This is a genomic window from Gabonia massiliensis (assembly GCF_001403595.1).
GTDB lineage: Bacteria > Bacteroidota > Bacteroidia > Bacteroidales > Coprobacteraceae > Coprobacter > Coprobacter secundus.
On the sequence record NZ_LN877940.1, the window covers coordinates 336,701 to 356,750 of the forward strand.

The window sequence follows — 20,050 nt, forward strand, 5'->3', positions numbered from 1 at the left end:
TGTAATCAGGCTGGACTTTTTTGTACTATTGGGGTAAGATAAGATGACTGTGGATGGATTATTTTGTCAATTTCACTTCAAAACTTGCCGCATCCTTACATGTAAATTCCAATGTAGTGGCTTTCTTGTTACAAGAAATAACCTTACATGCCGGATTCTCACTTATATTCCATCTGCCTTTTAACGTTACGCGAACCGGAATTTCCTGACTTTTGTTTGATATCCATGGCCGGGAATAAATGCTTCTCTCGATCCGTTTGCCTTGTGCATCCAGTTTTTCATCAGATGCTCCACGGTAGAGTGCTAAGTCTGGATTGGATACAGTTAAGATTGCCTCTTTTTTGTCTAATTCATGTATCATCACCAGGCAGGTTGTATCTACGTGTTGAATCAGGCCTTCCGGTAATACTTCGGGCGTTTCGAATAAGATATACGAAGTTGTATTTGTATTCAGATCTTGTACGATATGAGCCTTACTATTTTGCTGGAGAACTTTATAAGTCGGCTTTTTAATGAACAGCTCCATCGTTTCTTTGCTTATTTGTGGCAATATAACGTATTGGTAAGCACGCCCTTGTGGAGCTTTGCCGTGATTGATGGTCAGGGATATCCAATCTCCGGTTGTTGGTTTCCCTTCGTTGGACATAGAATGCTGATTATAATGTGTCTCCAATATAGCTGTGTCATAACCTTTTATAGCCGGAATATAGTATCCTGTGTTTATATGATCGATCCAGTAATTTTTTCCGATAATGGGATTATTCCAATAGGATTTGTCTTGTTTGTTGAGCAAAGCTAATTGAAATACCGTAGTTTCTGTGTCATAATCATTGTTGATATTTTCGATATCACTTCCTAAACAGATAATTTTATTATCAAAAAAATGATAAGATTTACGTGCTCGAAGTGAACCGTTATATTTGTCGTGTTCATGGAGTTTCATTCCGAAAGCACCATTCTTTTTTTCTTGCGTAATGCCTCCGGCAAAGGCTTCATCAGAATAAAGCATTTCTTCATATCCTGAATACTTATCGACGTTCAAAACAACGGCTTTCAATTGCTCAATAGGCAAATGGATGGCTGTTGCTCCCGGAATACGCCCCCAATCAAAACCTTCTTCTACCCAACCGCTTGTTTTAGACGATACGTCATCGTACTTATTACGCGCTGTTAGTAGTTGCAGGGAACCATGTGCCAAATAACGACCATAGATATTTACACCCCGATAATGTTCAGAAGCCCAAAAGTAACGGGAATGACCTCGTGCGACTGCCGACCAGTTATCACGACGCTGAATGTTGGTACAGCCATATCCTAAGTTCCAATTGCCTTGCGGGTTACCTTCGGCAATGCAGTTTTCTGCTTGTAACTTTTCTTTCATCGCTTGTTCCCGGCTGCTGGGGACAAAGGGTATATATTCTGGGTTATCGGTTTCATGCTCTTTTACGTTTGTTACTAATCGCAAATAGGCATTGCCCATCTCTTTATCTATCGTTTGGGATTTGTCTGGAGTTCCGGCTAATGCCATCATGGCATAATGCATCGGGACTAGTTTCCCTTTTCCGTCAGGATGACGGCCGGACATAGACCATGGGAAGTCTAATTTGTTACAATAGAAACGCATGGCCAACAAGACATTCTTTACTGTATTGTGACCTAACTCAGAGACGGCAAAGCTTGTGCGGCTTAATAGGTAAATCATGTTTGTAGCACCATCCAGGCCACCTACTGCATAGGCCGGATAATTGTTACAGTGATGAAATGCCCCTCCATCCGGTTTGAATGAACCGAGCAGCCCGTCGGCAGGGAGGCAGCCATTATTGATCCAGCGGGAAAAAGCTTTTAAATACTGTACTTTTTCGGGAGAATCTTCCATCATTAAAATACTGGCAATGCGTCCGGTGGTGGTGGTATTGAACGAGTCCATATCCAGCCCCCATATATTTGGCTTGATAAATACTTCGTTGGCAATAGAATACCAGCGCATACCTTTTTCTGCATCATCCAGTTTGCCTGCGTCACGGAGTACATCTTTCATTAAAAAGTAAGATGTATAATATCCTCGAAAACTATACCCATAATGAGTAAAATTTCCTAAGCAACTGCCATAAGCGACTCCTTGGTCTGTTACATGGTCATACATTGCCAAAAACATTTTTTTCAATTCAAGTTTGTCCTTTTCTTCTGTAGCGTTGTTGTATGCGATTGCAATTTTGTTCATTAAGTTGAAATATTCTTTCAACTCCATGTGATTGTCATTGAATATATTGGGATTATAGTTTGGTACAATCCGTTCATATGCTTCGACGGCACGTCCGAAAAACAAAGGCATGCCTTTTACTTCTCCTTTATTGTTGTAAGTAATGCCATATCTTGCATAGGCTTTACGAATACTTTGCATGGTTTTATCAGTCAGTTGGGAGGGTTGATAGATTATCTCACGCAGGCGGGATTCTAATAAAGCGATTTCTTTTTTCTGTTGAGGGGTTACCGTTGCTTCTAAAGCAATGTCCGGACGGATTTTTGAATTTTTATATACAACTAACCAATGGCTGGTTGTTGCAGCGTTGACAAACGGCACTTGTATGTCTGCAGTCTGATAACGATGGTCCATTTTTGCTGCAGTCAATAAATGGTCAATACAAAGCTCTCCTGCTTCGTCAGGGGCAACGATACGTATTTCATTCATCCCGATTTCCGGAGTTCCTTGCATGTCTCGTTCGTAACATACCCACGCAGCACGCCAACCGGTAAAATTTAATCCCATAGGGAAGTGTGAACAGATTTTTCCGTCCTTCAGGAATTCAAAGTTTAGCAATTTATCTGTTGCCTTTTTATTATATATCCAAACGACAAATCCAGATAAATAAGTATCTTTTCCTGTCGGGTCTTTGGGCTCAAATTGCAAATCCTTCTGAATAGATAATATGCCCCCCGGTTTGAATTTCCAGTTTAAAGCTTGAGTTCCGTCTTTATAATGCTCCGGGGTGATGCTTAGTTCGGATTTTTCACTACTGATAAAAGACGGCACTTCTGGGGCTTCGAAAGAGAGCAACCGCTCATGCTGTACTAATTGAGCAGAAGTTGTTAAAGAAAATAAAGATGCCAATAGAAGGCCGGTTCCGTGTTTAAATAAGTTACATTTCATAGCATATACGAGATTTTGTCACACAAAGATGGTAACTATACGATAAAATGGAGATAAAAATCGTACAGAAATAGTACTTTTTTTATTCATATCGGTTAATCAATACACGTTTTCAGACATTGATTCATTGTTATCTTCTTCTTCCCCAGATATTCCTTTTCGATAAGATATGGGATTGATATGATATTGGGCTTTGAAACATTTGCTGAAATAGCGAGATGAGTTGAAGCCTACCATATCAGAGATTTCGGATATGTTCAGTTCAGGGTTGTTCTTTAATAAAATTGCTGCTTTTTTCAGGCGAATTGTAGAGATGAATTCATTGGGTGTCTGCCCCGTTATAGCTTTTATTTTGGCAAATAAATTAGTACGAGCAATTCCCATTTCTCGTGCAAAAATATTAATATTAAATTCGGGATTATCTATGTATTTTTCTATAATTTTCACGGCCTTGTCCAGTATATTTTTATCCATAGCATTGGTTGCCAGCATTTTCAGCGCAGTTTGAGGTTGCTTACTAAATTTTTCTTGAAGAATAATACGGCTGTTTACCAAGTTGTTACAACGAGATACCAACAAATTAATATTAAAAGGCTTGGTGACATAGTCATCGGCCCCTAAACGTAGTCCTTCCATATTATACTCTATTGCTGTCCTGGCGGTTATCAATACGACAGGAATATGGCAAGTATCGATGTCATTTTTTATCAATTTGCATAATTCCGTTCCAGACATTCTGGGTATCATCACATCACTTAAAACAATATCCGGTAGCTCTTCTTTTACTTTTTCCCAACCATCCTGACCATCAGAAGATGTTATGACTGTATAAAAAGTGGAGAAGATACTGACGAGCATTTCTTTCAGTTCATCGTTATCTTCTACAATCAGCATTTTTACGTTATTATTTTTCAAAGCTGGTGTATCTGTCAATTCTTGTTCCCTTAGGTCTATTTCAGGCTTGGCAATTTCGAGCAGAGGTTTAGTCGTATTTTCGGGTTCGCATATTTGCTCTTTTTTGAAATGAGTTTCGCCTAATTTGAGTCGTACTGTAAATGTAGCCCCTTTTCCTAATTCACTATTTACATTGATTGTGCCGTGGTGAAGTTCTACAATACCTTTTGCGAAAGCTAAACCGATACCTGTGCCTGATTGGGTTTGTGCGTTTTGGTAAAATCGATCAAATATTTTATCTATATCTTCTGGAGCAATACCTGTACCGGTATCGTTAACATCAATGACTGCTTCGTTATTTTCTTTCCGTACTTTAATAGTAATTATACCATCTTTCTTCGTATGTTTAAGGGCATTGGATATCAGGTTATTTATTACTTTCTGCATTTGTTTTGCGTCGAACCATACATCCAATGTATCTATTTCTTTTTGGAATATAAATTGTATTTGTTTTGCTGCAGTATATTCTTTGAATATCAAGTAATTTTCATACAAAAAATTTACAATGTCATAATGCCATACTTTTATTTTCATATGTCCTTGTTCTTGCTTCCTGAAATCGAGTAGTTCCGTGATAAGCTCTTGTAATTGCAGACAATTTTTATAAATTCCTAATATTTTGTTATATACAGCCGGAGCAAAAGATTGTACTTGCATTAACATTTCTGCATAACCGGTAATAAGAGTCAAAGGTGTACGGAACTCATGGGAAATGTTGGTAAAGAAACGTAATTTGGACTGATTCAGCCGTTCTATATCTTGAATATGTTTTTTTTCATATTTCAAAGACTCTTGTAGCTTGATACGCCCTTTGTATGTTCTTATTAAATAAAAGAGAATGATACCGATAACTAAAATATATATCGTATAAGCGTAAATAGTTTTATAAAAAGGAGGGAGTACTTTGATATAAAGTTTAGCTTCAGGAGTGAATGGATTATTTTTTCCTTTTATTATTAATATATATTTGCCTGGATTTAAATTTGTGTAAGTAATGGAGTGTTGGCCGTGTGTCTCGGTCCATTTATCAGAAAATCCTTCTAATTTGTAAATAATTTCATCTTTATTGGCTGGGATAAAATTTGATACTGCAAATTCTATGCTGAATACGGAATGTTGACTTTGTAAAGTAATTTCTTTTGTATTACAGAGCGAGTTGTGTAATATGCCTGTATCATCGTTGATTTTTACGTCTTTTCCGTTGACACTTAAACGGTTTAGTATAATGTTATAAGGTTTTGGGGCAAATCGGAGATCTTTTTCATTAAAAGAAATAAGACCGGTAACACCTCCTAAAAAGACTTCACCTTCAGCGGATAGGTAGAGGGCGTTTTCGTTGGCTGTCATTAGTGGGAATCCGTCTTCTATTGTATAATTGTAAAAAGACTTACTGGATTGGTCGAATTGCGAAAATCCTTTGTTGGTAATTACTAATAATTTACCATAACGGGACTCACAAACAGAGTAGACACAGTCACTGGATAATCCATTACTTTGCATATCAAAGTTTTCAAAGGTTTTAGTTTTGTAATTGTATCTGTCAAGCCCGCTTCCAGAAGTAGAAAACCATAGATCATTATAATGACTTTCGGTAATGTCATTTACATTATTATTACTTAAACTTGTCGAATCTTTTGGGTCATGACGATAATTGGTCAATTCATTGGTATCGAAACGATAAGCAAAAACTCCTTCTCCAGTGGCAGCGATCCATAAGGTGCCTTCGTGATCGAAAAATAAAGAGGCGACCATCTTTATGGAATGTCCCAGTTTAATGTCTTTAAACATTTGTCGGCATTTTCCATCCACTGGATTGAACATACAGACCCCATTTTGAGTGGCAATGATAAGACTATCTTTATAAGGGACAATATCTCGGATGATATTGGACGGGAGACTTTCATTATCTCCTTCTTTAGAGGGATAGTTAGTGAAAAGGTTTGTCTTCAAATCTAGTTTATTCAAGCTTCCTAAATGTGTGCCTATCCATAAACAATCGTGGTCTGTATCGTAATATAGAGCTTTGATGTTGTTTTGTGAAATACTATTCTGTCCGGGAATATGTTTATACCATTTGAATGTTTTGGTTTTAGGGTCATATTTATTCAATCCACCTCCCTCGGTAGCAATCCATAAGTTACCGTGCTTATCTTCCAACATATGGCTGACAATGGGAGAGCTCAACCCTTCTTCTTCTTTGGTGGACATCTTGAAACGGGTATAGATTTCGTATTCTGGATTAAAATAGTTTACGCCTCCGAAATATGTTCCCATCCAAAGAGAGCCTTGCTGATCTTTGACAATGCACCAGATAGACGAGTGGGTCAGACTTTCCGGATTATTTATATCTGCTTCAAAACGCATAAATTCTCCTGTTTTTTTATCATAACGGTTTAACCCATGAAAAGTACCGATCCACATATAACCGGCATTGTCTTCACAACAGTCACGGACAAAATCAGAACATAAGCCATTTTTATCAATTGGATTGTAGCGAAAGTTCTTGATAGAGTCTTTTGTGAACCAAAAGAGCCCGTTGGTCCAACTGCCGACCCAAATGCCATATTCTTTGTCTTTGTAGATACTGGTTATATTCCCCTTTTTTACTGGCTGGTCTATCAAAACTTTGTTTTCTGTATTTAATCGGTATAAACCATTATTGGAGGTGCCGATCCAGAATATGCCATTGTTATCTTTCAGCAAGCGACTGATTCTTGCGTATTTGTCAGGTAGTCTGAAAAAAGGTACTATCTTTCTTAAATCTGGGTCGAAGATACATAGTTCATTGCCGAGACCAATATAAAGGACTTCGTTATAATAGATAGCACCTACATCTCCTTCTATAAGGGTAGTGAATTTCTCTGTTTTAAAATTAAACTCAGAGAGACCTTCTGTACAAAGTAAATAGATAATTCCTTCTTGATTTCCTTCCAATTGGATTACTGTATTGCAAAATAAGCTGTTCGGATTCCCTTTTTGTAATTTGAATGTTTTGATATCGTTGCCATTATAACGGCATAAACCATCTCGTGTTCCAATCCAAACAAAACCATATTCATCTATGTAAATGGAGTTGACTGTAATCTGAGATAGTCCTTCATTGGTCGTCAAATGCCGGAAAGTAAAGTCTTGAGCTTTGCTTACTTTTGCGAAGACAATAAATAATAAACTGATTAAGATTAAACCTTTTGTTTTCAATGTCTTGCGTATTAGGTTATTTCATAAAAATATAAATGTATTATTTTGTATGTTACAGGAAGTCTCAATATAAATGACTTCGGAACTTTTTGCTCTATGAATAATCTTAAAGCCTTCTTTAAAACTTTAAACGGCAAACCTTTGAATTCTAGTTACAAATATATAAAAAAATCTCTCTTCCCCAATAACTATAGGATGGAAAGAGAGATTCTTTTACTAAATTTGAAAAGCGATTCAAACGCACTTTTAAGTTGGCTTGAATCGCTTTTTCTTTATATCGATATATCAATAATTTCAAATGTCATTAGACCGGACGGAACTTGTATTTCTACAATGTCTCCTACTTTTTTACCGATTAATCCTTTCCCTATAGGTGTGCTTACTGCTATTTTTCCTTCTTTTAGGTTAGCCTCACTTTCTGATACTAACATATACTGCATAACAGCATTATTCTTGGTATTTTTTATTTTTACTTTGTTCAGTATTTGGACAGTGTGGGTATTTAACTTTGTTTCGTCAATTAAACGAGCATTAGCTACTTTATCTTTTAATTGAGCTATTTTCATTTCAAGCATGCCTTGAGCTTCTTTGGCTGCATCATACTCTGCATTTTCAGAAAGGTCGCCTTTATCTCGTGCTTCTGCGATTTGTCTTGAAATTTCCGGACGCTTTACATTTTCCATGTAAGCGATTTCTTCAAGCATTTTCTTATAACCTTCTTCGGTCATATAACTAATTGCCATAATTTTGATCTCCTATAGTTTTTATTATTTAAATTGTTTCCGTTTTTTATAAAACAAAAAAGAATCCCCGCTGTTCAGCCGGAACTCCTTTTTGTGTTCTTCTGTATTGCAAAGATAATCTCTTTTTTTGACTTGCCAAATAAAAAGCAAAATCTTTCTAACTTTCTATATTAGAAATATTTATTTATGGAGTTTTATTATAAAAGTTTTTTTATTTCATTTTCAATCTCTTTCATAGATGTCAATCGAGTGCGGATAGCTCCAGTTCTGTCGAGAAGATAAGCTGTTGGTAATTGCTGTACATTGTAGGTAGCAGCAATACGAGAATTCAGGCTATTTGCGTCTCTTACACATATCCAAGGCAGATTTGACGCGGATACTTTCCAGAAATTATCATCATTGTCAAGAGAAATTTGGAAGATTTCGACTCCTTGTTGTTTATATTTCCGATATATTTCAGCCAATAATAAATTGTATTGTGGAGAATATTCAGTCTGATAGGCTGTAAAGTCCAATAAGACCACTTTACCTTTTAATGAGGAAAGAGTTTGTTTTTTTCCATATATATCTGGTAAAGATATATCGATGACCGATGCTATGGTATCTATTTTTATGGTGTTACCCTTCTCAGCGATACGAGCCATTTTTAGAGCTTCTATAGCCATATTATGTAATTGCTTCGCCCGTACAGAATTTTTATAGTAAAAATCGTATTGTGTAGCGACAGCCCGGATTGCCTTGCTATCTTCTTTATCATATGGGTCAAATATATCTTGCCCGTTGATTTGTTGGAAAATAGCGAAGTAAGCAGCTGTAGAACGGGGATTTTCATAGATTAAAGGGAGAATTTCTTTTTTATAGTTCTGTACTTTTTCAAGTAGTTGTTGTGCAAGTAGTTGAGAATTGTTCTCCGGATTTTTGATTTGTTCGTTGTATTTATCAACGTATTTCTTTAATTCTTGACCGGCTAATGCGATTATTCTTATTTTTTCACTATTATCAGAACCTTCAACTTTATAATTGGATGTAAATCCCGGTTCTTGAGCATTTATGATAATTGTTTCGGTAGAATCTATCGAAAAATTTATATATGAGTTCTTTAGACGGAGTCGATAAAATTCAGGATATTCGGGAGCTTTGGCATGAAATTCGTACTCACCAGAAGTCTTAAGTTTGACAGAGTCTAAGACTTGTATTCTATGTATTTCATTAGCCTCCAAATAAAGTATTTCTCCGCCTGCCCCAGAAATAACACCTTTTACTGTGAAATCATTATGATGACAAGCACTAAATAATACGGCAGTAAATAATATTAAAATATATTTTTTCATATAGATAATGTGTTTGGATTATTGAGATAATCTGTTACAAAGATATGTTTTTTCATTGTACTCACAATTCTTTGGTAAGATTAAAAAGAAAGTAAAAATACAAAAAGGTGCTCTTTAGGAAAGGATTTCTTATATATAAAAAAGTAGTTTTTATATTTTTCTTTCATTTTCACGCGGTTGCGCATAAAAGTTTGTTTATCTTTGCATGATTTTGGACAGAAAGTGAAAATGAAATAAAGATTTATGATTAATCCTATTAAAAAAACGATCGAATTGAGCGATGGACGGACCATCACGATCGAAACAGGAAAATTGGCTAAGCAAGCCGATGGAGCAGTAGAAGTTCGCATGGGTAATACTATGTTACTGGCTACTGTAGTATCTGCACAAGAGGCAGGAGAAGGTGTTGATTTTATGCCTTTGCAAGTAGAGTATAAAGAGAAATTTTCAGCGTTTGGACGTTTTCCCGGAGGTTTTACAAAGAGAGAAGGTCGGGCTTCTGATTATGAAATCTTAACATCCCGGCTGGTGGATCGGGTATTACGTCCCTTATTCCCCGATAATTACCATGCTGATACATTTGTGAATATTATCTTATTTTCATCAGACGGTAAAGATATGCCTGATGCATTGGCCGGTTTGGCAGCTTCAGCAGCATTGGCTGTTTCTGATATCCCTTTTAACGGTCCTATTTCTGAAGTACGTGTTGCTCGTATTGATGGACAATTTAAAATAAACCCGACTTTTGAGGAGCTTGCGAAAGCTGATATTGATTTGATGGTGGGTGCTACCATGGACAATATTATGATGGTCGAGGGAGAAATGGATGAGGTCTCAGAAGCTGAATTATTAGAAGCATTAAAGTTTGCACATGAGGCTATAAAGGTTCAATGTCAAGTCCAGATAGAATTGGCAGAGGCCGTAGGTTCTACTGTAAAGAGAACATATTGTCATGAGGTGAATGATGAGGAGCTTCGCAAAGACGTTTGGGAAAAATGTTACGATAAAGCTTATGAAATAGCTCGTTCTGGTAACACGAACAAGCATGAACGGATGGCTGCTTTTGATGGAATCGTAGAAGATTATTTAGCAGCAATGGACCCAGAGGCAGCAGCAGAGAAAGAAGCTTTAGTAAAGCGTTATTACCATGATGTTGAGAAAGAAGCTATGCGCCGTTGCATATTGGATGAAGGGAAGCGTCTTGATGGTCGTACTACAACACAAATTCGTCCTATTTGGGCAGAAGTCGATTATATACCAGGCCCTCACGGATCAGCCGTGTTTACTCGTGGAGAGACACAGTCTCTTTCAACAGTAACTTTGGGTACAAAATTGGATGAAAAAATCGTAGATGATGTTTTGGACCAGAGTCGGGAGCGTTTCTTATTGCATTATAATTTTCCTCCATTCTCTACTGGGGAAGCGAAAGCAAGCCGTGGCGTAGGACGTCGCGAAATCGGACATGGCAATTTGGCCAATCGGGCGCTAAAAAGAATGATTCCGGAAGATTATCCTTATGTTATTCGTGTGGTATCGGATATTCTTGAATCTAACGGTTCATCTTCTATGGCTACGGTTTGTGCCGGAACATTAGCTCTTATGGATGCTGGAGTACAGATAAAGAAACCTGTATCCGGTATTGCTATGGGATTGATTACCGATAAGGATAATGTTAAATTTGCGGTCTTGTCAGATATATTGGGTGATGAAGACCATTTGGGAGATATGGACTTTAAAGTGACTGGGACGAAAGATGGCATTACTGCCACTCAAATGGATATTAAGGTGGACGGTCTTTCCTATGAAGTTCTTGAAAAGGCCTTAGCTCAGGCTCGTGAAGGCCGGATGCATATTTTGGGTAAAATATTAGAGACCATACCGGAACCAAGAGCAGAGATGAAACCTCATGCACCGCGTATTGAAGTAATCAATATTCCTAAAGATATGATTGGTGCAGTGATTGGCCCGGGTGGAAAAATAATACAAGGTATTCAGGAAGCGACTGGAGCCGTGGTGACTATTGAGGAAATAGATAATATCGGGCGTGTAGAAGTTTCTGCTCCTGGCCGAGATGCAATTAATGCAGCTATGGCAAAGATTAAAGGTATTGTCGCTATTCCTGAAGAAGGAGAGGTATATACTGGAAAAGTAAAATCAATTTTGGCGTTTGGAGCATTTGTCGAGTTTATGCCAGGAAAAGATGGTCTGTTGCATATCTCTGAAATAAGTTGGGATAGGATAGATTCAATGGAAAATTCGGGGATTAAAGAAGGAGATGATGTAACGGTAAAACTCATTGAAATCGATAAGAAAACAGGAAAGTTCCGGTTGTCAATGAAAGCTCTTCAGCCTCGTCCTGAAAGAGTAGAGCGTACAGAACGTCCTGAAAAGGTTGAACGCCGAAATAAACCTTTTAATAAGCCTAAAAAAGAAGACAAAGAATAACTTTTTTCTGTAAATTAAATAGAGAAAGTCGCTTGCATTTGGTTGTAAGCGGCTTTTTTTAATGTTTGATGCCGGCTTTCTTGAACATCATGAAATCTTCTTTCTTTAATCCAATATCATCGAACGGCTTGGGCTGATTGTGGTCATTGAGATAATATCTTTTTGTTTCTACAAAAAGAGGGCTGACTATGGATAAAGAATCACTGCGATATGGGGTGTGAATTCCTCCTAAAGACAATATGGTATGGAAAACATTGCGGCTTGAAATAGCTTTGTCTTTATTTTTGTTGGCAGTTTCATAACAAATTGGGAATGATTCTTTATAAGAATTTGACATCCAAAGAATAAGTGGGATATGGAGTTGATAATAAGAAGGAACTGGAGATGCGTGAAGAAAAAGTTTTCTTTTGTCATCAAATATATCTTCTCCATGGTCTGAAGCATACATCATTGCCGAATGTGTATCATCTTGACTGAGTAATATTATTATCTGATACAAGAAGTTATCGGTATATCTTATAGTATTATCATAGGCATTTATCATTTGTTGCCTATTGTCTATCTGAGCTCCGGAAATGTTGTCGGGCAAAAAATATGCAGCAGATAGGGGATAACGTTCTTGGTAATTGAAGTGAGAGCCATATGTATGTAATACAATAAATAATTTTTGATATCCTTTTCTTATTTCATTCTCTAACAATTCTAATAAAATATTGTCTGAGGGGTTGTAATCAGGGTCATCTACAAGTTCTTTGATGAATATATGCCGGTCGGCTTCTTTACCGAAAAAATCAATGAAAGAGTGGTTGGGACGTTGGTTTGAGAAAAAAGCAGTATGGAAACCCGCTTCCTTGAAAGCCGTTATAATGCTTTTTTCTTGGTAAATACAGTCATAATGTAATGCTGAAGCGTTTGATAACAACATAGGGACGCTTTTATGTGTTGTGTTCGACTGAGTGAGTACGTCAGAAAAATGTATAAGATTTTCTACTGTACTGAGCTTTGGATTGGTATTCCGGTTGTATCCGTATAATTGCCAGTTTGCAGCCCGAGATGTTTCACCAATGACCATAACATAAATTTCTTTTTCCTTATGATTGATATGTTCGGGTAAAGAGTAAAATAGGAAACCTTCTGAACTTTTTTCATAATTTCGGGTGAAAGCATTTCTTTGCAGTGCTAATACGATATTATATCCTACATTGGCTGGATAGATGTCATTTTTTATTCGAAAACTTTTATCAGTAAAACAAGTTATTCCTATAAATATCAGCCCAATTCCGAGAATATAGAGAGCGAATTTTCGTTGATGATGTAAAAATACTGATGATAGTTTCTCTTTTTTCATAATGGAGAGTATCCCTATAAAAAGAGTTGGGACATAGAGTACAAGAACTCCAATAATAGCGGGCCATAAGTTGTCTAATAGTTCGAGAGCTTCAGATGAGTTGGTTGTTGATAAATTTAGAAACATATCAACAGCGATAATAGACTCTTCAAACAGGTAAAGCAATACCAGTTGAAAAGCTCCAAGAAATAATAAAGGAAGGAGCAACCAGATTATTTTTCCGGGTTTTGAGCTGGATGACAGGAGTAACCAATATATAGATAAAGGTATAATTATATTACAGAAACGAACTAATAATGAGGCCGGTTCTGTAAAAAATAGGAAAAGGTTGGGAATTAATAGTACCCCAATAAACAGAAAAAAAATAGTTTTCTGTTTAACATAGAGTTCTTTTATCTGATTAAAAAGCTTCATTTATATTAAAAATAAATCCTGTTTGTTTTTTGCCAAAACCTAAGTCTAATCTTACATTTACTCTTTTCTTGAATTCCCATCTGTAACCGAATCCGTAATTCGGTAAAGTTTGATTGAAATGAAAAGATTTGAATGAATTAAAAATATTTCCGGCACCAATCCATACAACGATTCCATTACGTTTCCATATATGTTGCCTTAGTTCTAACTGTATTTCTATTAAATCTTTGTCTCTGTACCGACCTTCATAGTATCCTCTCATTGCATAGGAACTACCTAATAGGGCCATTAGTCCCCAAGGGGGATCTCCTGTATTGATAAGGGTGTGAAATTCTCCTGCAAGAATGCCTCCTTTCCAAATTTTATGATAATAACTGGCTCGTAGGTCTGTTGTACTGAAAGCATATTTGTTCCCCATAAAAGATGGGCTAAAGCGCTGCTCGAGTTTTAGATAATATCCTCTATAAGCATTGGTCAGGAAATCACGAGAATCATAAATGAGAGCCATACCGGCACTAATATTCCGGGTTGTTTTGGCCATGTTTTCTAATAGTTCAGGTTTTTTGAAGTCTTTTCCATGAACATAGTCAAAGCTTACGAGTGGGCCTACATATAAGTTCTTTACCAATTTGAGTAAGAAATCAACTTTTATTTGTGCTTGAAATCGATTGTATTTGCTTTTATTAGCATTGTTTACAGCATTGTTATATCCTATTCCCCAAAATAGACTTGGAAAAGAATAAAAGTAGAAGTTATAATCTAACCGATATTTATTTTGAGGAAACAGATTATTGCCCCTTATTCCCAGAAGATAGAATCCTGTTGTAGATACATCTCCATATAAAGAAATGTTAGAAGGAGGCAGAATCGTATCTTTGCGGTCCATTCGGTACAACCCAGCTGCCACTACTCCTATTCCTAATTTGGTGTCTGAGGAGAAGTGGGGGCCTCCGATAATACTGAAATCGAACTTTTTGTGATTCTTGTTTTTGTTGGCATCATTAAAATAATCCAGAAATTTTTTGGAAAAAGACCGTTTGGTGATAGTATCGGTTTTGTTCTTGACAATAGTTTCAGGAGCATTATATGTTGTAGTAGAGTCTAGGACGATAGTCTGAGAGTATGACCACATCCTGGGTAAAGTAATAAGTAATAAAATTAAAGTAAATTGTCTCTCCATATTAGCATACTTTGTTTTATATAGATTGTATACCTATGAGATAAAACTGATGTTTGCGATGAAAGTTTAGATTTTTAAATGTATTTAGTGAAAAAGACTTAATCTATATGGAAGTAATAGTTTTGAAAAAGATGGTAATGAGGTATTCGGGCAGAAACCTTTATATAGGGTTACTTGTTATAAATAGTAAACGAAAATAGATATATAGTTTATGAAAACAATTATTGATAAAGCTGCATCGAGAGGGTATTTTGACCATGGGTGGTTGAAGACACATCATACATTTAGTTTTGCTGATTATTATAATCCCAAAAGAATGCATTTTGGTGCATTGCGAGTATTGAATGATGATTGGGTTACTCCGGGTAATGGATTTGATACACATCCGCATAAGAATATGGAAGTTGTCTCTATTCCGTTGAGAGGGCGGTTGAGGCATGGTGACAGCGTAGAAAATGTTCAGACAATAGTTCCCGGAGAAATACAGGTAATGAGTACCGGACGAGGTATCTATCACAGTGAGTATAATGGGAGTGATAAAGACCCTGTCGAGTTTCTACAAATATGGATATTCCCTAAGAAAGAAAGTACACCTCCGGAGTATAATAATTATGATATACGACCTTTACTTAAAGAGAATGAACTGGCGCTTTTTATTTCGCCTGATGGGGAGACAAAAGCCTCGATTTTACAAGATGCTTGGTTTTCTATGGGTACTCTTGATGCAGGAAGAGTTATAGAGTATAAAATGCATAGAAAAGATACAGGGGTATATATATTTATTATTGAAGGTGAAGTTGAAATTGCCGGGGAACCGTTGTATCGGCGGGATGGAATGGGTATATACGATACGGCTTTTGTTGAGATAAAAATACAAAAGAGAGCAACTATATTATTGATGGAAGTCCCGATGATATAAAAAGTTAAAAGGTAACTTTGGCAAATTATAAACCAAAGTTACCTTTTTATTTAACAGAAAAACACTATCTCAATTTTTGATAATTATTTATTTCCCTTTTTCTGGCTTAGCGTATACACGTACAAAATCAACAAACATGTCCGAGCCGTTGCCATATCGCTCCAAGTCGATAGGCCAACCGCTAATACCCCCTATTGCATAGTTTACCATGAATAGGTGAGGAAAGTCCCTTGAGATTTCATTTGTCGGATGTCTGAATACTTCCATGTTGTCGAAATAGTATATAGTTTCATCCATGCCTACATACATGCCATATGTGTGGAAAGTCGTAGACCAAGATGATTTTCCTCCTAATTTAAGCATATCGATAGATTTCCATACAGCGTCTTTAGGGGTACCGTCGGCATTATGTTGTCCCCAAAAATGACTGGTGACGGAATATCCCCAATAGTTAGGATTGCCTTTGCCTTGTCCTCCATAGGCTTCGATGATATCCAATTCATCACCCGGAGCGTTATGTATCTGGTTGATTGTCCAGAAAGCCGGCCAAGTGCCGGGAGCAGATTGTGCTGTAAAACGGCATTCCATATAGCATGGAGCTTTTACCCAAAAGCCTTCACCATCCATATTGACCGAAGCGATTAACCCAGTGGCACCGTTAGTTCCCGGTTCTTTACGAGCAGCGATATGCAAGTAAGTATCAATCTGGCGGAATGGCTTCAAAGGATGATCTACATCAGAAAAAGGCCAACCGCTAAAGTCTCCGGAACAGGGCTTATGGGCATTGTATCGGGCTCCTCTGCCATCATTTGAAATGGATAACGGACCGTCAAAGTCATCAGAAAAAACTAGGCTTAGTCCTTTTTCTTTTACGATACCAGGGTCTTGAGCCGGGATGCCTTGATTCCATTTTATACCTCCGTCGTTATATAATTGCAATTCAAAAATATCTTTATTGACGTCATTTTGTGCATAAATACGTACATTCATTGGGCCGTTTGGAAATTGGTCGGCATTGAAAGAAAATTTACCAGTCCCGTCTTTTTTCAGATGTATACCTTTAGGAGTCAAGTCTACGTCGTGTCCCCAAGTATTGGGATTATCGTCTGTAGGTTGGCTCCAGCACATAGCTTTCGCGGTTTTCATTCCTTTTGCTTGGAAAGATATGTTGACTTTACCTTTGACATGGGAGCGGCATGCGGGCTCTATAACTTTTATTGCTTGTATCCATTCATTGTTTTCTACACCTTCACCGTAACTGAAATCGGGATATTCGGTACGTCGGTCTTGTTGAGCATTTAATGTACCTATTGTTCCACTGACGACTAAAATAGTCAGAATAGACTTGAAATTCCATTTCCTTTTGTAATTATTCATACTTTTCATTGTGTTTTATTGTTGTGTTAGATGGTCTATATTGTTATGTGTCATAATATGCAAGTCATAATGGAATGAGCTGGACTTTCCATTTCCATTGTTTTTCCTTCAATGTATAGGGTATAGGGGATCATTCGCCCAGTGGTATTTAATATGACTACTGCAATATGTCCGTCTGTGTTGATAAATGATGTTGTTTGCAAATCTCGGCTATTACTTACCGCGTTGAGACGCCGTGCTCCCGGGCGTATAAACTTTGAAAAATGTCCGATGTATGAGTAAGCATAAGTATATACAACTTCTCCTGTCTTGGTAATACCATGTATGGGTGCAAAGCAGACATTTTTTACGTGATTGGGACCTCCAAATTCGTCCAATACAATGTTCCAGTCTGTCCAAAATACGAATCCGCTGTTCATGTCATTCAGAATATTCGTAGCATATCTTTCACCAATAGCGATAGATTGCAGGCGATTGGGGTCATATCCCTCAACACAACCTTCGGTAAAGCCCATTTTTATATTGGGGAAGGCGCGGTTTAGGCATATGTTATTTTCGTACATACCACCGTCATACCAATGTAGACCGACACCCCATATATATTTTGCCGTTTCAGGATCGTTCAGCATATCAGATACATAGTGATATCCGAAGTCTCGATTATGGTCATACACGATAACTTTTTTATTTTTCATGTCATTTTTCCACAAAGTAGGTCCCAGATATTTTTTCAGAAATTCTTGTTCTTGTTTTGGCAAATAAAGGCATGATTCCCAGGTTTGGATAGACATAGGTTCGTTTTGTACAGTCAGCCCCCATACAGGGATATTTTCCGCTTCATATGCTTGAATAAATTTTATGAAATAGTTTGCCCATGTTTGGTAATGTTCTTTTTTGAGGTATCCTCCATACAACATATTATTATTAGTTTTCATCCAAGCAGGAGGAGACCATGGGCTGAAATAAAATTTCATGTTATCTCCTATAATTTCTTGAGCTTGTTTGATAAAAGGAAGCTTATATTTCCGGTCGTGGGCAATATCGAAAGATTCTAATTTGATGTCGTTTTCTTTTACATAGTCATAAGTGTCGCTGGAGAAGTCACAACTATTCATATTGGTACGTATCATATTATATCCTATGCCTTTCTGTGGGTCGAAATAGGCTGTCATGATTTCATCCTGTTTTTCTTTGGGCAGTTTAGCTAAAGTTTCTGCAGCAGCATCAGTAATAGCACCTCCAAATCCAATCCATTCTTCGAACTGATGATTAGGATCTATCAAAATTGTTACGGTATTTCGCTCCAGAGACCCTGGAGAAAGTGAATTTTTGGCTTCTACCATCTGTCGGTTGTTTCTCTCGGCAGTAGTATATACTGATACTTGATTTGCGTATACGGGTTTGATTGCTGTTTGTGTCCAGACATTGCTTGTACATAATATACCTGCTATGGCAAAAGCAATATGACTGAGTTTCTTATTTTTCATATTTCTTTCTATAGATTTTGCGACCATTGATTTTTCTGTTGATAAATTTTTTTATTTTTCAGAAAGGATATGTGTAAATTTCTGTAATATTGATAAATAGGTTCGATTATTCTGTTATTTCTATTATTATCGGATGATCAGTTAGTTTTAATTTTAGTGATTTGATTTTTGATAATGTTTGTGTTGCATCGGTTCCTATTAATGGATTGTAAATAGAGATACTTTTATATCTTTTTTTAAAATGTATGTCGATGGTATCTGTTCCTCCGGTGTATTTTTCTCCCCAGATTATCAATTCATACGTCCCATCGCTTTTTTGTAGTAAAAGGTCATGTACTGTTTCCGGTTGGTTTGGGATATAGTATGATAAACTTCCAGGTTTTGGAGTCGGCTTATTATCCTCTAATATCGTTGTTAGATTATGTAAATAGATAGCTGCTTTCCTTGGTGTGTAGTTGGGGGTGTAAAATCCGAATTTTTGATTTCCTCCCTCGTCAGAGCGGTCTCTCAATATGTAAATTGCCGTATAACTCCATCCTCGTTTAAATTGTGCCAGATATAGGTTTAATAACAATTTTCCGTGTTGTTCCTCCGAAATGTTTTCATCGATAACAAGGCCGGTCTCTGTTGTTACTTTGGGGAGCGCTGCCAATTCGTTTTCATTATATCCTTTATGCTTTTTATACCAAGTTAAGCCATGATTATTGTATAGACCATCAACTTTGCAATCGCTGAAAGGAGAAGAGCTAATCCAGGTTTGGTTGTCATGTATTTTACCATTATCCCATGAGGGGTGTGTTATATAATTATGTATATTTACATAATCTGCGTATTGTGTCCCGTCGGGCATCGAAGTGTTTGCTCCTTTAGGGATACGTAAATATTGCAGACCGACGTTATCCGTCATTCCGCCACTTTCGCTAATGCCGAATACCGGGTATTTTTTTAGGAGCGGATCATTTTTGACTGCGTAGTATAAATCCCGTTGCAATTTGGCTAATGGCATCCATGTATTGGCTTTGCCACCTTTTTCTCCTTGATATTCGATGCCCCAATTGTTTGGTTCGTTATTGCCTTCGATAGCTAATAGGGCATCTAATGCTGCAATTTCTCGAGCTCCGTTCAGTAATTGGGAAATATTGTTCCCACCACTTCCCAATCCGTATGTAAATTTGATTCCAGCTTCATTTCGGAGCCGTTTGTATACTTCCATAGTTGTACCATCTTCATATCCTGATCGTAACCAACGGATTCCTAAATAGCGGGTGCATTCGATGGTTTTTTCTAAATTTTCACCACGTTTATTTATAGAAGAATTAGCCCCAATACTATTTAGAAAATCGTTTACACTTTGTGCTTGTATTTTTTTATGGGTATTGGGAAAACAAACATATGGAAATATAGATATCCATATAAGAGATAAGATGTATTTCATTTTATTAAAATAATTAAGAGAAATGATAGATTCGGCATTTTATATGGCTTTATTAGGCTATCCCATATTCT

General features: G+C 36.9%; 11 protein-coding genes. 2 read left to right on the forward strand and 9 right to left on the reverse strand.

The genetic code is table 11. The features are described 5' to 3' along the window. Positions 1-58: 58 nt before the first annotated feature. The 4 genes from BN2628_RS11410 to BN2628_RS11425 all read right to left on the reverse strand — a co-directional run bounded on the left by BN2628_RS11410 (position 59) and on the right by BN2628_RS11425 (position 9,374). A complete protein-coding gene (locus tag BN2628_RS11410; RefSeq protein WP_055097327.1) occupies positions 59-3,148 on the reverse strand; it encodes a chondroitinase family polysaccharide lyase in 3,090 nt (1,029 codons plus the stop codon). A gap of 99 nt (positions 3,149-3,247) precedes the next feature. Next, a complete protein-coding gene (locus BN2628_RS11415; protein ID WP_257606474.1) occupies positions 3,248-7,300 on the reverse strand; it encodes a hybrid sensor histidine kinase/response regulator transcription factor in 4,053 nt (1,350 codons plus the stop codon). Positions 7,301-7,572: 272 nt separating this feature from the next. After that, positions 7,573-8,043, reverse strand: a complete 471-nt coding sequence (gene greA / locus BN2628_RS11420) for a transcription elongation factor GreA (protein ID WP_021929817.1) — start codon at positions 8,041-8,043, stop codon at positions 7,573-7,575. A 197-nt stretch (positions 8,044-8,240) separates the two neighbouring features. Then, positions 8,241-9,374, reverse strand: a complete 1,134-nt coding sequence (locus tag BN2628_RS11425; RefSeq protein WP_044226787.1) for a TlpA disulfide reductase family protein — start codon at positions 9,372-9,374, stop codon at positions 8,241-8,243. Between the two features lie 243 nt (positions 9,375-9,617). On the opposite strand from BN2628_RS11425, the gene pnp reads away from it, so the two are divergent. Continuing rightward, positions 9,618-11,819 (forward strand): polyribonucleotide nucleotidyltransferase, encoded by a 2,202-nt coding sequence (pnp, locus tag BN2628_RS11430; RefSeq protein WP_044226790.1) that lies wholly within the window; start codon positions 9,618-9,620, stop codon positions 11,817-11,819. A gap of 58 nt (positions 11,820-11,877) precedes the next feature. Here the strand turns inward: pnp and BN2628_RS11435 are convergent, their stop codons facing one another. Then, on the reverse strand, positions 11,878-13,581 hold the full coding sequence (locus BN2628_RS11435; RefSeq protein WP_044226793.1) for a phosphoethanolamine transferase family protein: 1,704 nt from the start codon (positions 13,579-13,581) through the stop codon (positions 11,878-11,880). Next, entirely contained in the window at positions 13,568-14,761 is a 1,194-nt protein-coding gene (locus tag BN2628_RS11440; RefSeq protein ID WP_082002227.1) for a BamA/TamA family outer membrane protein, read from the reverse strand. The genes BN2628_RS11435 and BN2628_RS11440 overlap by 14 nt, the downstream gene beginning before the upstream one ends. Positions 14,762-14,972: 211 nt before the next feature. On the opposite strand from BN2628_RS11440, the gene BN2628_RS11445 reads away from it, so the two are divergent. Further along, positions 14,973-15,680, forward strand: coding sequence for a pirin family protein (locus tag BN2628_RS11445; protein ID WP_044226799.1), 708 nt, complete (start codon positions 14,973-14,975; stop codon positions 15,678-15,680). 87 nt (positions 15,681-15,767) lie between these two features. Here the strand turns inward: BN2628_RS11445 and BN2628_RS11450 are convergent, their stop codons facing one another. The 3 genes from BN2628_RS11450 to BN2628_RS11460 form a co-directional block, all read right to left on the reverse strand. Then, positions 15,768-17,057, reverse strand: coding sequence for a family 16 glycosylhydrolase (locus BN2628_RS11450; protein ID WP_044227038.1), 1,290 nt, complete (start codon positions 17,055-17,057; stop codon positions 15,768-15,770). A gap of 50 nt (positions 17,058-17,107) precedes the next feature. Beyond that, complete coding sequence (locus BN2628_RS11455; RefSeq protein ID WP_074024240.1) at positions 17,108-18,544, reverse strand: glycoside hydrolase family 30 protein; 1,437 nt, start codon at positions 18,542-18,544, stop codon at positions 17,108-17,110. Positions 18,545-18,650: 106 nt separating this feature from the next. Then, a complete protein-coding gene (locus tag BN2628_RS11460; RefSeq protein ID WP_052431431.1) occupies positions 18,651-19,979 on the reverse strand; it encodes a hypothetical protein in 1,329 nt (442 codons plus the stop codon). Positions 19,980-20,050: the final 71 nt, after the last annotated feature.

Bases quoted from the DNA above. Each gene is read 5' to 3' on its own strand.
- BN2628_RS11410 (WP_055097327.1), bottom strand. From the start codon at position 3,148: ATGAAATGTAACTTATTTAAACACGGAACCGGCCTTCTATTGGCATCT.
- greA (WP_021929817.1), bottom strand. From the start codon at position 8,043: ATGGCAATTAGTTATATGACCGAAGAAGGTTATAAGAAAATGCTTGAA.
- BN2628_RS11425 (WP_044226787.1), bottom strand. From the start codon at position 9,374: ATGAAAAAATATATTTTAATATTATTTACTGCCGTATTATTTAGTGCT.
- pnp (WP_044226790.1), top strand. From the start codon at position 9,618: ATGATTAATCCTATTAAAAAAACGATCGAATTGAGCGATGGACGGACC.
- BN2628_RS11435 (WP_044226793.1), bottom strand. From the start codon at position 13,581: ATGAAGCTTTTTAATCAGATAAAAGAACTCTATGTTAAACAGAAAACT.
- BN2628_RS11440 (WP_082002227.1), bottom strand. From the start codon at position 14,761: ATGGAGAGACAATTTACTTTAATTTTATTACTTATTACTTTACCCAGG.
- BN2628_RS11445 (WP_044226799.1), top strand. From the start codon at position 14,973: ATGAAAACAATTATTGATAAAGCTGCATCGAGAGGGTATTTTGACCAT.
- BN2628_RS11450 (WP_044227038.1), bottom strand. From the start codon at position 17,057: ATGAATAATTACAAAAGGAAATGGAATTTCAAGTCTATTCTGACTATT.
- BN2628_RS11455 (WP_074024240.1), bottom strand. From the start codon at position 18,544: ATGAAAAATAAGAAACTCAGTCATATTGCTTTTGCCATAGCAGGTATA.
- BN2628_RS11460 (WP_052431431.1), bottom strand. From the start codon at position 19,979: ATGAAATACATCTTATCTCTTATATGGATATCTATATTTCCATATGTT.